A 14,037-nucleotide genomic window follows, 5' to 3' on the forward strand; every position below is an offset into this window, starting at 1 on the left:
AGCGACCAAAATCGCGGAGGTTAAGCTAAATTGAAGCGCAGCACTGTAAACAAAGTACCTACTAATAGGATGAATAAACTTGTCGGACATATCAAAAACCTTTAATAAAGATGTATTCGTTAAAAATAAAAGAAGATACACTCTAGGAGTTTATCTGTCAAGAATTTTTGGAGCCCTTGTTGGCGCAGCACTTGCGGCCAACGCTATATTTGAAATTGTCGATATAAACCCAGATGAAGATGAATCCAAAACAGCTGTCATAATTTTTGGGGTTTTAGTTTCCTTCATTTTTGTTCAAATTGGCGAAATTTTTGGAAAACTAAGCGAAAGTCAAGAAGAAGGCACTGCAATAGAAACCGCCTTACGATCACATGAAATCTCGTCCGAGATGGTTTTTGGAAAGATTGAAAGCTTGCGAGATACCATTGGACAGAGTTTCAACGCTGAAAGAATGGAGAACTTCGAAAAGGCGCATGAGATAATAATATCCCGCGTCAAAAGCTCAAACAAAATTAGAAATACATTTGTTGGAAACTCCGCAGATGGCGCGTCCGATCGTGCAATTGATGCCTACAACCATTTTTTATCAATCCCAGGAAACAAATGGCACGACGTAATGAGTCCAGCCGAGTTGTTCTCAGAAAGATATAAGCAAATAGCCCCCGCAGACTTCTCAATTGGAAGACACGAAATATCTGTTCTGAGGCATAGCATGCCGATGATAAACTTTATCATCCTCGAGTATTCAAACGGCTCAAAATCTGAAGTTTTCTGGGGTTGGGTTGATTCCTTGAGCGGCAGTCAAGGGTCCGCATCAGAAGTCTTTCGATCTGATGATGCTAGTATTGTGAAGATGTTCAGCGATCTTTTTTCCAACATGGTTCAAAAGAAATGTGATGTCAGCATACAAACGGATTTTTCCAAACTTGGCGATGCGAAGTTTAGAAGCAAAAACACGGGCGAAGTAGTCGATAAAGAAGGCATCTGGTACACTAGAGCGTATAGAAGGAAGAACCTTGGAGTATCCTCGCCTCAAGCGAGAAGCTGCGCCGTTTTTAAAATAATATTCCAAAATGGGAAACCCTTCATTACCGGTGTCATATGTGACTTTGCAAACAAGGAGTTTGAACCCATTGATCACAGCAAAATAGAGAAAGTTGAAAATGCATCTAACAAAATATTCATTGAGTTCCACAAAAAAATTGGCGGCGCAGCTTATGACGGTTACGTTGTGTACGACTTCAAGCACATTGAAATGGCCCAGCTGGACATAGTGTCAGGGTTTTTTATCGATCCAGAGACAACCGGACGGTACGATATAGTGGGCTTCAAGGTTAACTCGGATTTCTCGATTGAGCCAAGTAAAAGTACCCTCGCCAAGCTAGATGCGGAACACAAGGATATGATTGCGAAAATCAAAACAGAATTATTGTAACGCTGACATGGAAAGCCCAAAGACTTTTTGTGATGTAAGTTCAATGCGGTCAGTAAATTCTGCTAAATTTGACTTTCTGTCAATCACATCCTCACAGCATCTCGAACAGCCCTTACAATTGTCTGCGGAGAAATTTGAAGCTCTTCAGCCAGCATTTCTATAGTAGCGGCTCCTGCATCCAACCGCTCCCGCAAGATCACAGCGACATCCGGCGAAATGGCGCGTGGGCGACCAATGTGAACACCTCGTGCACGTGCCGCTTCCATACCAGCCTTGGTGCGTTCCCGTATTTGTTCACGCTCAAACTCAGCAAACACTGCCAAATGCCCATAGAGCATCCGCCCGATGGCCGTCGTTGTGTCGATCCCTTGTGTGAGGGCAATGAAATCCACACCGTTTTCCCGCAGGTCTTCGAGCAACTGTAATAGATGCAGCATGGATCGGCCTAACCTGTCGAGTTTCCACACCACCAACACGTCACCGGGTTCTAGGTCATACAGCAGAGTATCCAACGAGCGGCGCTTGATACGCGCGCCTGAGATGCCAAGATCGCCGTAGATGACATCGCAGCCCGCTGCCTCCAACGCATCAACCTGCAGGGCCTCGCTCTGATCAGCATCCGACACACGCACGTAACCGATTTTTCGTCCTGTATGCGCCTCTCCTGCTGGGTCAGGACTATCTCTCTGTTTGGACTCATTCTTTTTCGATTTGGGGCTTTTCATTCCATCATTCTGACATACAGAATCCGTCCAACAAGCGGTTTTCATTGCAAATAGTCCTTGTCTAAAGGGGTCCCTTTGCAACGCCGCGTCCATTGATGATTTGATCGGCAAGCCCCTGCCAAAAAATCTGTGGAAAACAAGTCTCTGACGATTTGGAAGCCGAATGCCAGTAGAACTATCTAAAGGGACCCCTTTTGCTGTGCCGCTCAAAAATCAAGCGAGACACATCAAATGGATACGAGCAAAGAGTTGTACCTTGATGACTTCAGCCAAGACGATGTGATGTTCTTCACATCGGATGTTGGCTTGGCGATCAACATAGCAAAAGATCGCCTGATCCTGTTCCGCTATAAGGATGAATGGAGCCACGCCATTCATGCACTGTCCTATCTCCACCAGGTTCAAGAATCCGTTGGTCAGGCTGAGGAGTTTTTTCGGGTTGGCGGCTCGGGCGGCGCTAGAGGGATTGGCGAAGGTGTCGGTCTGGCCATTCGCAATTCTAGGGCAAAATCCCGTGCCTCGGCTGAGACAGGTATCAAGCTCTCTTTGCGATCCACCAAAGAGCCAACATTGTTTTTGAACATCCTTGATCAAACACGACGCGAGCGATTGTTTGAAGCCCTTCGCCAAGTGCTCAATGATGGCGTCGTAAGCACCCCATATCGGATCTCGGGCAACTATGTCTCAACGCAATATCGTCGTCCAACCCCAGCAGAATTGGAACATCGAAAGGTCTATGCAGCCAAACAGGCTAAATGGGAGGCCCGCAAAGCTGAAAAGGCACAAGCAGCAAAGCCCAAGTTAAGCGATGTCTTAAACATGGTGATCATTGCCGCCGTCGCCACTTGGCCAACCGCTTGGGTCGGACGCGAGTTGATGTACGGTGATCTTGTGCCATTGCCTGAAATTAGCGTGGACAGCCTTAAGTTTTCCTTTGTGATCTGGTTGGTCATCGCATTCTTTTTGCTACGTGGATCACGCTGGCTACGAGCGTAGCTGTTTTTTGTCTTCTCTCTCTGGTTCAATTAAGAGCTGTTCAACAGGCCGCTCTTTTCTTTTGGATTGCCATCACGGGCAGCCTATCCGGCCTCATGATCCAATCCGGGGCTTTCATCTGTTCTGTCTGCCCCAAGCCCTGTCTTTAGGGGGACAAGGGTAAACCCTTCTTCTCTGCCGTTGCGACCGTGCGCGGTGCCCCCATCCAGTGTTGGTGCGCTCCATTCCTTCTTTTGCGAAAGACCCGGATTGGCTGGGTCGTAAGACCAAGAGAGGACCATCCCATGATAAGACATTATTCCAAAGAAGAGCTCGCGGCATTGGCCGCAACTGATCTTCATCGGCTCGAAGCTGAACTACGCCACCAATTGGCACAGGTTGAACTCACTGACGGTGACTACCAGCACATTATCGTCACGCTGGACATGATCGTGCGCATCCGTGCAGATCAACGGAGACAACCAACGTTGCAACCATGACCATGGCTGCTCGTGACAGGCTGGCTTTAGGCCAGCCTGTAGATCAATTGCTGGTGTCGTGATCACGGTGACCTAAAACAACTGACCCTGACGCGATTGCTCTAGCGCGGCCTTCCACTTTGGATCGTTGGCGGCTTCATCAAGCCAAGCCAGCACGTATTCAGTAGCGCCGCCATGTGCCTCGATACGCTCGGGGCAAAGAAACTGAGATTTATAGCCTGTCTCAGTCATTGGTAAGGGCAAGCGATCTGGGCTAATGATTTCTAAATGTGCGATGTGAAAGCCATCTACATCTGATTTTGTCCACGACGTGCAGTAGCGTACGACAACCTTCGTCTCTTTCCAGTCGAACACATAGCTTTCGTAGGTTGGCGATCTTAAGTCTGTTTCTTTTGGGCTTTGCATCTTTCTGTTCCTCTTCATTGGTTTGACGTGTTGCGCATGCAACCGTCTGGCCTCCGCCGAGGAACGGGGGTGTAAGGATCAAAGGCGTGTGTCGGCGGTTGCGCGAAAGCGCAGAGCCGAAGTGAAACGCCACACGGGACCAGAGCCACGCGCAGTCTGCAACGTCAGTGAAGCGAGCATGGCGAGGACCCACCCTTTGATCCGCGCCTGGGGCAGTCGCCCCAAGTCAGGACGCTACAGCGTCCAAATATGGTTAGATTAGAAAGTCATCCAAGGACTTGCCTGCGGCCAAAGCCTCTTTGATCCACTTGGGCTGACGGCCACGACCAGACCAAGTGGCCGAAGGATTGTCGGGATGCGCGTATTTTGCAGGCGCAGGCGTTTTGGCTGATGACTTGCCCTTCCCAAAAAGTTCATCCAACGTAAAGCCATGCTTGGCCGCTGCTGCATTTGCGGCATCAATGGCGGCTTTGCGATTGGCTTTGCGTGCAGCGGCAATTGCGGCATCAACGTCTTTGCTGAGTTGTTGGAGTTCTTTGACGGAAAGCTTGTCGAGGTTGATTTTTGCCATTTTGAAAATGCCTTTTTTTTGGTGAGTGTCCCAAACAGAGCGCTACAAGCTTTTGGCGGACAGAGCAAATGGGTGGGTCAACATCAGCAATGCATGGCCTCCAATCGCCATCAGATTGGTCTCCCGGTATGTATTGGGGGAATAGGACTTGTTCCCCTGATCGCAGGATCAATCGCGCATCTCGATTGTGCATGGTTTGGTCGCAAGGTGGAGAGGCAGTTCTCCAAAACCTTGCGAGTGGGTTCCCAAAGGGGCGCGATAGCCCCAATGGTCGGGTTCAGCGTCGATAACGGTGACGGCACTCAATCCGCGCAGGGTTGATCTATGGGGTGCTGGGAAGAGATGACATCTCCCCGGCGAGGGATCAAACACCGATATGTTTGCATGGTCAGGCAAGGCTCAAAGCCGCTGTCTGACCATATGCGAGGGGGATAGAACGGGGGAGCGCACACGCAGTGTGAAAGCGTCCCCCTTCTCAAGAGGTGTGGTACTACCACACACATCTTGCGATGAACGCCAGCTTGGAAATCTGTGCGAAATGACCTCTTTGTACAATGGCAAATTGTAGTCATTGACGTCACTGTAATAGCCTGCAATTTTATCGGGAAAATGTATTGTCTTGCTGGTATTTGAACATGCTTAGGTTTTCCATTCTGTCACTTCTTGGCGTTTTGACTTTGACGGGGTGTGCCGCGACAACGCCGGAGACTATCGGGCCGCGCGTAGATAATGCATCAACGTCGCAATTATGGACGGCGCACCGTGATCTCAGCCTATCTGCACTTCAATTAGCCTATGTAGAGGCGGAACTATCTTCCCGTGGTGAAACGCGATTTGGTTCGTCATACATTGGTCAACGAACAGCGAGTGCATACGGTAAGGCACTTTATTCGCGTGTCGCGCCGGCTTCTTCATCTAGTGATCTTAAGAATTGCTCGGACTTTTCTTCAAGCTGGCAAGCGCAACGATATTTTTTGGACAATGGCGGACCAGTAAGTGATCCCAACAACTTGGACAGGGATGGCGATGGCCTAGCTTGTGAATGGGGTGCGACTGTTCGTTCAAGCGTCAGGAAAGCAACGGCGGTTAGAACGCCTGTTCGGACACGTCCGCGTTACACTTCTAGATGCTACGTTGGTCCGCGCGGTGGCACCTATACGATCTCGGCGAGTGGACGGAAGAACTATGGGGGTTGCTGACCCGTTGGCGGTAGACGCGCATTGGCGTCAAATAACTTAGAAAATAGGGATTGAACACACTTCTATGGGAAATATGGAACACTGGGCGGCGATCTCTCGCCCGCCCTATGATTTTGATGAAAACTACTTGAACACATGCACGCACTTACTACAAAGCAGCATCGATTTATTGGAGGACGGTTTCTTGGCTAAGGCAAAATCGCCAGCTTGCGCTCGATACGAATCTGGTACGGTTGAAGAGACACCAGAACGACAGCAATGTAGGCAAGCAGAAGAAGAGACGGTCCAGACAAAGTCCTCAAAGTCCTTCGATGCCGACGGAAACGAGGAGAATATTTCAGATTTCAACAAAGACCGTCTGGCTGAAGAAGCACTCAGGTACCTCAAGGACATGGGCATAGTCTCCGACGCCGATATCGAGAAAAGCAAAGGCGGTTTGGCGGATCACTTTAATCGGTCCTTTCCAGAAATTTCAAAAATCACTGAGCTCCAACGACACTTCCGGCAGAGCACCGAATGCCCATCTGTGAAATTTCAAGACAGAACAGAGGGCCAGACGCTTGAAGACTACCTGCACGAGCATTACGCCCGCAGCATAAATTCGGGCTTGCTGTTGGTCTCTGAAATTGAAGATGAGCCTCTCAGAAGACGAATTTCCATAGAGAAGGCGCGTAGTGGGCTTTCTAAAGACCTTGGTGACATTTGCTTGACCTACAACGACTTACTCTATGTTCGCCGAGATGCATTCAGCAAACTCATCGGCATTGAACAAGAGACTGACAGCGGAAGAAAACAGCTCGCTGCTTTGGGGCGCAGTCTTATCAACCGCCAAACTACCCAAAACAGACACAGTCCGAAGACCAAAGTGCCAGGCTAACAGCAAGAAACGGCTGTCATAAAACAGTTACAAAAACGTCATGTATCGTTTGACTTCACCGGTTACTACTTTTCATGTAGCATCTGAGCTACTGTGTTACATGGAGAGAAGTAATGTCTACAATCCACGGTCAAGCATTGTTCCAAGTTGGCGTATATCTCGCAAAGGATAAAAAATACGAGCGAGAGTTCCCAGTCCGCGACCCTGTTGAGCTGTCACCAGCAGACCTTCGAGAGGCGCTAAAGGGTCTGGAGAGCAAACAACGGCGCGTAAGAGCAGAACAAAAAATCGATGAAAATGACAAAAAAAATTCGCAACGGCGCTCTAGAAACCGGCAAATTGCCAACAAAATTCTCGAAACTGATCTGTCGTTACAGGAGGCATACGACCGCAAGAACTGATCTTGGCCAAATCAAAACGACATGAAAGGCGTTCAACTTTTTGAGCGCCTTTTTTAGCTTAAAAACACGCGCCCCTTGGCGCGGAGCTAAACAAACGTTCCAATTAATATTACCCGGACTGGCGAATTCTGGTCACTGATGCCAAATGTTCGGCATGCCAAAACACCATATACCCGCCATCGAAAATGCACTATCTGCCGCCCTCGCCCACTATGAGGAAACGATGGGTGAAGCGTTTCCCGTGGTGCCGGAATTGTTGCCCGTCGAGGACGATGAATTTTGGGGCGTTGCCGAAGCAAAAGGCGACACCGTTTCAATCTCTGTCAGCACTGGCATCGTCCAAACGCTCACAGACCTGTGGGACAAGGCGGCGGACGACACTGACTTGCTGAACGGTGTCGGAAACCCATTCCAAATCGATAATAATGAAATGGTTCACCTCGGTCTTGTGTGGCTGATGCTCCATGAGTTGCATCACTTTCAGATGGGCCATTTTGTATTTACGGGTAAGCTTTCCTTGACAGAGGCCAATGCGCCAAAGCGCTACGGTGTAGCGCAGCGTGCTAGCACACAAGTTTCGGCTTATGACCACATTCCCGAAGAGGATTGGCCGAAGGTCGAACCTTGCTTGGAGCTCCAGGCAGACCACGATGCGATGGAAATGCTGATCGATGCGTATTCCAAGGATGGCTGGGAGATCATACGAACCCGCACGGCGGCCATATCTGCCATGATGATGCTGATCGAGCGAGAAGACACTAAGCGGGACTCGCCAGGCACCTCACACCCAAAGGCAGCCACACGGATATTCCAACTCTTAGGTCACGTAATCGAAATGCCGTTGATCCAAGCTAAGCTTGCTCAAGCCCGGCCAGAACAGAACCTAGACTCTGCGATCCCTCCAGATGAAGAACAGTCGGCTTACAATCGTGAGGTCACAATCCCAAGCTTCTTCGATGCCGTGAATCTCGCCAGGATTGTAGATACTGATACAATCCGCGAGGACCTCGGCGAAGCGCAGGATTTTTTCCAAGATGTCCACGTCGCCAAACTGGGTGATCCCGAACAGTTCCAACATCTGATGACAGAAGGCGCTGTTCAGTGGGGTGAGTTGATTTTGTTGAACCGACGCCTATAAATGTGGTCCGCAATCTGAGGTAGTGAATATCTAAATGATACTGCAAAACCCGTTTTCATTTTGAAAAAGGCCATAGTTTTTAAGTTAGAAACTTAGGTTAGAATGATGACGTGGTCTGATCAAGTTACCAAATTGAGTTAGCCTCGCGTCAAAAGACAAATCGATCGGCCCGGTCGGGCCATTGCGCTGTTTTGCTACCAAAATCTCAGCATAACCGTGAACGCGCTCCATATGCTCCTGCCAATTGGCTAGAGCCTCCAAGTCGTAATCATCAGGGCGCTGCTGTTCCACATAAAATTCTTCGCGGTGCAGGAATAAGACCGTATCAGCAAACTGGTTGATCACTGCAATCTCGGCGAGATCAGAAACCCTTGGTCGTTTGTCACTCCGTTTCGCGACAACCCTTCCAAGATCAGCCGTCGCGAAAATACAAAGATCGTGTTCCATGGCTATACGTTTCAGCGCCCTTAAGACTGTCTCAATCTCAGATGCATGTCTTTGGCTACTAGCGCGACCATCCGAAAAGTCATCAATCATGTCCACCACGAGCAAGTCTAGCCCTGCCTCACGTTTTAGTTGTCGGGCTCTGATTGCCAATGCGTCAAGCTCCGCCAATGAGTCATTGATAAACAAAGGAATATTTTCAAGCATTTTAGCTGCTTCGACATAGTTCCTGAATTCATTTTCGGTTATATCACCGCGTTGGATGTTCACTACAGGTACACCGCTTTCAATGGCTAGTATACGTTGAGCCAGCTGCTCCGCTTTTAGTTGAAGAGAAAAGTACCCTACGCTACCTCCAGTTTTACGCGGATGATCGCCCAAACTGGCTTTCGCTATGTTGAAAGCGATTTGCGTACTGATCGCTGTTTTCCCAATAGATGGTGCTGCAGCCAAAACAACTAGACTCGCTGGGCTTAATCCTCCTATTTTTCTGTCTAAATCAACAAAACCTGTAGGCAATCCAGAGATATGATCATCTCTTTGAAAAGCTGCGTTTGTCGCATTGACTGCCCCCGATATGGAATGCAGAAAGGTTTTGAAACCTGTGTTATCTGATATTTCTGGCAATGGAGACGTCAGTTTTTGAGCTAACTCTTGCATTTGAAGAGCTGACACGTGTTCTGGTAAATCAGAACTGATAATAAACGCCTCCATATCTGAGCCCCGAAAATCCAAATCCGAAATAGACAGCTGGCGAAAGTCAGTACTTGGATCAAGGCCTGCAATTGCGCATAGGTCTGAAAGCGAAGCTGTTTTTGAATGCCGTACTGCCTTCAACAACGCTAAATTAGGAGAAAACTCTCTAACTTTCTTATCTTCACCCAATTACTTACTCTTTCGTGACTTGCTCACCTCAATATGGCCGCGCGCTAATACGACTTCACCTTCTGGTGGACTTAAGCCATCAGCGCGGTTTTGCTCTTCTAACATCCTTAGAGTGAGGAGACGTTCGATTTGTGTTTTGTTCTTTTTTGCCCAACTTTCTTCGTTTCGTTCGTCACCAAGTGGGGAGTAAACACAATCACGTTTACGGGCTCGAAGTTCTACGCTGGCAGAAAATTTTGAGCCTTTCTTAGGAATTAAGAAACACAAAGGGTTTGACGAACCATCTTCAGCATCGTCCCCTAGCTGAGAAAAGTATCCACCTCGCAACTCGCCGCTAGGTTCATTTGGATCTCCAATAACTTCGTGCCCTATTTGCCATCGACTGGCTCCAACCCATCTCACTATTTTAAACTCAAGTTGACTTTCAGTCGACTGCATATCTCCAGTCTGAATCTTTTTTTGCATTTCGCCGTGCAGTGAAGTTTCTATTCCGAGAGCCGACAAAATTTTTGAAAACTGAAGCGAAACACCACCAGAAGCTATCCCTTTTTTGCTTGAAGAGCTCTCACTTACTCTCTTCAAAAGATGATGGAATTGATCCCTTGGTAGCGATCTTTGGTATCTACCGTCACGCGAAATTTCACAGTTCTCTGGGATTACCTCAACAAATGCCCTACGAAAACTCAGTTTGAAACCAAACCCATCATTGTCAGTGAACTCCTGTTCTCCAAACGAAGCTTCAATCTCAAATGGCACTCGTGAAAAGATCGATTCACCTTGTCGCGGTAAGAACGTTTCAAGATCGGCGGCGTATCGAGCAGCGCTAGTCGGGCCAATACGATTTATGCGAGCGTCTTCCATAGAGGCAGCATAGTCACGTACGACATCGATGCAACACGGACGTGCGATCTCAAGCAAACGAAGTGAGGAATCCTTGTCCAAGTGTTTGTTCCCTAGAACACTAAAAAATCTAACCAAAGGTGTTGGGGACGTTTTTTATTAAGTATATCGCAATCGAAAGGCGATGTGCGACGCAACGAGATCACCGGTTTCAAGTTAGTCTTCGATGATTTGAGACTTCATCGAGATACTTGCGGTTAGCTAGAGCTAGAGCACTGTTCAATTCAGCGTTTTGCGGCCCCAAGTTAATGCCGAACACTTCTTTGCGGTTTGAGGTCAGACCCCAAACGCTCGATCTGGATAGACGTTTGGATCGCCGAGGCAAAATATGTCTCAAGCTCTTGAATATCCGAACATTCCTGGCGTGGCGCTATGTCTTTCAACGTCTTCATGAGCGATCTCGCAGATCCGATGGCGAAGTTAATGTCGGCGTCCTCCTTCGTCGAAAAACTGCCAAAGCCTAGTTTCGGCGCATGCATCATCATGTAGTTTTTGTTTTCGTCGCGATGTGTTTGGCACTTCATTTGCAGCAGGGCAAAACTCTGCTGAACGCCTGCTTCAAGCTCCTGGCGCTTTAGTCTCAAGACTGTTGCTTCATGCTTTTCAGCGGCACCCAATGCCGCTTTCATTGACCTTCGGTCAATAGACCAAAGCGCTACTCCCAAGGTCGCGATGATCGCTGTGTAAACGTCAAAGCTGTTGCCTGCGAGAAAACTCCAAACTGTATCAAACACGTTCCACCGCCCTATGTTGGGTCCTATCAAGTTGGTACAACCACATTTGGGTGTCTTATGTTGCAGCTTCAAGCCTTGATCCGCATAGAAGCTAACTGCACCGCGACTTCATTCTCAGCAGCATAGCCAATCAAAGCGTCACGCCCTGTTGGCGGCTTGCCTCCAAAACACAAGATGAAGGCGAAGCGATGTTGCCCGGTTTGATCATGTTCCATGAGCGGAATGGGTCTGCCGTCTTTTGTAGAAGGCAGCTTTGATTTGCCGGTTCCAACATGCACGATCAAGTCTTTGTCGGCATCACCCAAAGCGAGCGGATGCCATTTTTGCTCATACTCTTCAAAGGCAATGACATGAGTTGGCTTTGATGCCGTCAATTCAAACAGATACTTTTGACCCAAGCGAAAGGTGGGAATACCATCTTGAGGAGGCTTTCGACTGGCAATCCCGAATTGGTCGGCTGGTATGATCTGAACACCGCCTTCAACTGCATAAGTATCCAAAAAAACATCCCAAGGATCACGGCGCGGATATTGGAACAGCTTTGGTGCTTCTTTTTGCGCAAACGTAAAGTGATGAGTCGCTAGCCATTCGTGGATGGATCGCATTTTGTGGCGGTCATAGACACCACGTTTTATGTTCGAGTATGGATCGATCCCCTGGCTGAGAGGCACGCCTTGAGCTTGCTCAAACAGATCATCAAACCGCCCACCCTGTGATCGATGCAGCGCGCGCAATAGCTCATATAGCGTCTTTGTTGGCCCTCTGCGCTCCTGCGCCGACAAAGCGAGCCAGTCGAGTTCAGTGTCTTCCATGGCATGCACGGTACAAGTGTATGTGGGCATAGCAACCAAGAACGGCTTTGCCACCCGTTTCCACCCTCGCTTCACCTGAGATCACCCTTAGCTTGCCACTGTATGGTCACATCTAAGCGCATAGGATAATTGGAGAATTTTCCTTGCGTGGACGCAAGTGATGTGGTTTAATGTTCTATATTTGTTCTCTCTACGCCCTATGGACCAACCCATAGCCGATTGAGCCCATCACCCAACAATTTGAAGAAAGGAACCATGGCCATGCCCCGCCTGCCGTCCCACGACGAGTCTTTTGATCCCCGCCCTACTCTCAGCATCGACTGGGAAGTCTATGCTGCCATGTTGGAAGAGAGCGATATGCCGCTCGACCAACAAAAGGAACTGATCGAAACGCTCTGGTCGATTGTGGTGATGTTTGTTGATCTGGGCTTTGATTTGAACCCTGTTGCGCAAATCTGTGGGGAAGACGAAGAAGCATTGTCCGACGACCCACCGGATTTGGTACAATTGTTGGGACAAAAGCTGATCAAACAAAACCAACACGAGGAGGATGCATGAACCAGATACAAACAAAACCAAGCAAGGCGGTGATATACACCCGTGTGTCTGGGGCCAAGCAGGTCCGCGAAGGTGATGGCCTCGCCTCCCAAGAAAACCGGTGTCGCGAATATGCCACTTACAAGGATTATGATGTGGTCGAAGTCTTCAGCGATGACATGTCAGGCAAGTTTGAACGCCGCCCGGCCATGGATCGGATGCTGGCCTTCCTGCGTTTGAACAGGAAAAACAATATCGTCGTCATCATCGATGACATCAGCCGCTTTGCCCGCAATGTGCAGGCCCATATCAAACTGCGCGAGACGCTGGCTGATGCGGGCGGAATTTTGGAAAGCCCTTCCATTGAGTTTGGTGAGGATAGTGACTCCCGGCTTGTCGAGCACATGCTGGCCTCTGTGGCGCAGCATCAACGCGAAAAGAACGCAGAACAAACGTCCAACCGGATGAAGGGCCGGATGATGAATGGGTATTCGGTCTTTGCCGCGCCTATCGGTTACACATACAAAAAGACCGGCGCGCATGGGAAATTGCTCACGCGTGATGAGCCTGTCGCCTCCATCATTAAAGAAGCAATGGAAGGGTATGCGTCTGGACGCTTTGGCACACAGGCGGAAGTGACGCGCTTCTTAGAAAGCCAGCCGGACTTTCCAAAAGACCTTCCCGGTGGCCATATCCGCCAGCAAAAAGTCAGCGATATGCTCAACCGCGTGATCTATGCTGGATACATCGAGCATGAACCTTGGGGCATTACGCGCCGCAAAGGTCATCATGAACCCATCATCTCACTAGAGACGTTCCTGAATATCCAAGATCGTAAAGCGACCAAGACAGTTGCTCCCATGCGCAAAGACCTGAACCATGACTTCCCGCTTCGTGGTGCAGTAACCTGTGCTTGCTGTGATCAGCCTATGACGTCTTGCTGGTCTAAGAGCTCAACAGGCAAGCGCTATCCCTATTACTGGTGCCAGACCCGCGATTGTTCTGAGTATCGCAAGAGCATCCGCGCAGAGAAGATCGATGCGGGCTTTGGAGACATCCTCAAAGGCATGACGCCCACCAAGGGGCTGCTGTCCGTGGTGAAGGCGATGCTCAAATCCGCCTGGGATCAAAGACTGGATCAAGCGTCCAGCAGCAAACAGGCTTGCAAACGCGAGATTGGCCAGTTGGACAAGCAACAAGAGGCTCTCATCGAGCGTTTGGTCGAAACCTCGAATCCAAAAGCCATCGCAGCCTTTGAAACCAAGATCGCCAAGCTGGAAGATGAGAAGCTCATTCTCACAGAAAAGATGGGACAAAATACCAAACCGCGCGTGACCGTGGGCGAGATTTTCGAACTATTGAATGAGTTCCTCGCAAACCCCTGGAATATATACCAAAACGGCAATCTGAGAGTGAAGAAAACAGTGCTGAAAACAGTGTTTCGCGCACCCTTGGCCTACGACCGAAGAATTGGATTTCGAACGCCGCAAACCTCTGTA

At 49.0% G+C, this 14,037-nt stretch carries 16 protein-coding genes and 1 pseudogene; 9 read left to right on the top strand and 8 right to left on the bottom strand.

What is annotated here, in order from left to right:
• Nucleotides 1-79: 79 nt before the first annotated feature.
• A complete protein-coding gene (locus tag Q1A89_RS20660; protein ID WP_299733098.1) occupies nucleotides 80-1,435 on the top strand; it encodes a hypothetical protein in 1,356 nt (451 codons plus the stop codon).
• A gap of 83 nt (nucleotides 1,436-1,518) precedes the next feature.
• Here the strand turns inward: Q1A89_RS20660 and Q1A89_RS20665 are convergent, their stop codons facing one another.
• Nucleotides 1,519-2,205, bottom strand: a complete 687-nt coding sequence (locus Q1A89_RS20665; protein ID WP_299733101.1) for a recombinase family protein — start codon at nucleotides 2,203-2,205, stop codon at nucleotides 1,519-1,521.
• A gap of 186 nt (nucleotides 2,206-2,391) precedes the next feature.
• Between Q1A89_RS20665 and Q1A89_RS20670 the strand changes: the two genes are divergently transcribed.
• Nucleotides 2,392-3,156: a hypothetical protein gene (locus Q1A89_RS20670; RefSeq protein WP_299733104.1), complete on the top strand. Its 765-nt coding sequence runs from the start codon at nucleotides 2,392-2,394 to the stop codon at nucleotides 3,154-3,156.
• A 284-nt stretch (nucleotides 3,157-3,440) separates the two neighbouring features.
• Nucleotides 3,441-3,635: a hypothetical protein gene (locus Q1A89_RS20675; RefSeq protein WP_299733106.1), complete on the top strand. Its 195-nt coding sequence runs from the start codon at nucleotides 3,441-3,443 to the stop codon at nucleotides 3,633-3,635.
• A 72-nt stretch (nucleotides 3,636-3,707) separates the two neighbouring features.
• Here the strand turns inward: Q1A89_RS20675 and Q1A89_RS20680 are convergent, their stop codons facing one another.
• Nucleotides 3,708-4,040, bottom strand: coding sequence for a hypothetical protein (locus Q1A89_RS20680; RefSeq protein ID WP_299733108.1), 333 nt, complete (start codon nucleotides 4,038-4,040; stop codon nucleotides 3,708-3,710).
• 253 nt (nucleotides 4,041-4,293) lie between these two features.
• On the bottom strand, nucleotides 4,294-4,611 hold the full coding sequence (locus Q1A89_RS20685; RefSeq protein ID WP_299733111.1) for an H-NS histone family protein: 318 nt from the start codon (nucleotides 4,609-4,611) through the stop codon (nucleotides 4,294-4,296).
• 635 nt (nucleotides 4,612-5,246) lie between these two features.
• On the opposite strand from Q1A89_RS20685, the gene Q1A89_RS23540 reads away from it, so the two are divergent.
• The 4 genes from Q1A89_RS23540 (at nucleotide 5,247) to Q1A89_RS20700 (ending at nucleotide 8,226) form a co-directional block, all read left to right on the top strand.
• Entirely contained in the window at nucleotides 5,247-5,810 is a 564-nt protein-coding gene (locus tag Q1A89_RS23540) for an excalibur calcium-binding domain-containing protein (protein ID WP_366524517.1), read from the top strand.
• Nucleotides 5,811-5,883: 73 nt separating this feature from the next.
• Nucleotides 5,884-6,687 carry a hypothetical protein gene (locus Q1A89_RS20690; RefSeq protein WP_299733114.1) on the top strand — a complete coding sequence of 268 codons (804 nt, stop codon included), beginning with the start codon at nucleotides 5,884-5,886 and terminating at the stop codon, nucleotides 6,685-6,687.
• A 113-nt stretch (nucleotides 6,688-6,800) separates the two neighbouring features.
• Nucleotides 6,801-7,088, top strand: coding sequence for a hypothetical protein (locus Q1A89_RS20695; RefSeq protein ID WP_299733117.1), 288 nt, complete (start codon nucleotides 6,801-6,803; stop codon nucleotides 7,086-7,088).
• Between the two features lie 154 nt (nucleotides 7,089-7,242).
• Nucleotides 7,243-8,226: a hypothetical protein gene (locus Q1A89_RS20700; protein ID WP_299733120.1), complete on the top strand. Its 984-nt coding sequence runs from the start codon at nucleotides 7,243-7,245 to the stop codon at nucleotides 8,224-8,226.
• Between the two features lie 84 nt (nucleotides 8,227-8,310).
• Here Q1A89_RS20700 and Q1A89_RS20705 read toward each other — a convergent pair whose 3' ends face one another.
• From Q1A89_RS20705 to Q1A89_RS20720, 4 genes are all read right to left on the bottom strand, one after another.
• The gene (locus tag Q1A89_RS20705) at nucleotides 8,311-9,555 is read right to left on the bottom strand and encodes a DnaB-like helicase C-terminal domain-containing protein (RefSeq protein ID WP_299733123.1); all 1,245 of its coding nucleotides are present in this window, start codon (nucleotides 9,553-9,555) and stop codon (nucleotides 8,311-8,313) included.
• On the bottom strand, nucleotides 9,556-10,497 hold the full coding sequence (locus tag Q1A89_RS20710; protein ID WP_299733126.1) for a hypothetical protein: 942 nt from the start codon (nucleotides 10,495-10,497) through the stop codon (nucleotides 9,556-9,558).
• 203 nt (nucleotides 10,498-10,700) lie between these two features.
• Nucleotides 10,701-11,189, bottom strand: a complete 489-nt coding sequence (locus Q1A89_RS20715; protein WP_299733129.1) for a hypothetical protein — start codon at nucleotides 11,187-11,189, stop codon at nucleotides 10,701-10,703.
• Between the two features lie 68 nt (nucleotides 11,190-11,257).
• On the bottom strand, nucleotides 11,258-12,001 hold the full coding sequence (locus Q1A89_RS20720; protein ID WP_299733131.1) for a hypothetical protein: 744 nt from the start codon (nucleotides 11,999-12,001) through the stop codon (nucleotides 11,258-11,260).
• A 255-nt stretch (nucleotides 12,002-12,256) separates the two neighbouring features.
• Between Q1A89_RS20720 and Q1A89_RS20725 the strand changes: the two genes are divergently transcribed.
• Entirely contained in the window at nucleotides 12,257-12,559 is a 303-nt protein-coding gene (locus Q1A89_RS20725) for a hypothetical protein (RefSeq protein ID WP_299733133.1), read from the top strand.
• Nucleotides 12,556-13,524 (top strand): annotated as a pseudogene (locus tag Q1A89_RS23545) (recombinase family protein); the annotation flags it as partial. The gene Q1A89_RS20725 and the pseudogene Q1A89_RS23545, both read left to right, overlap by 4 nt.
• Here the strand turns inward: Q1A89_RS23545 and Q1A89_RS23550 are convergent.
• A complete protein-coding gene (locus Q1A89_RS23550) occupies nucleotides 13,492-13,854 on the bottom strand; it encodes a hypothetical protein (RefSeq protein WP_366524518.1) in 363 nt (120 codons plus the stop codon). The pseudogene Q1A89_RS23545 and the gene Q1A89_RS23550 sit on opposite strands and share 33 nt — an antisense overlap.
• Nucleotides 13,855-14,037: the final 183 nt, after the last annotated feature.

Source organism: uncultured Tateyamaria sp. (genome assembly GCF_947503045.1).
Lineage (GTDB): Bacteria > Pseudomonadota > Alphaproteobacteria > Rhodobacterales > Rhodobacteraceae > Tateyamaria.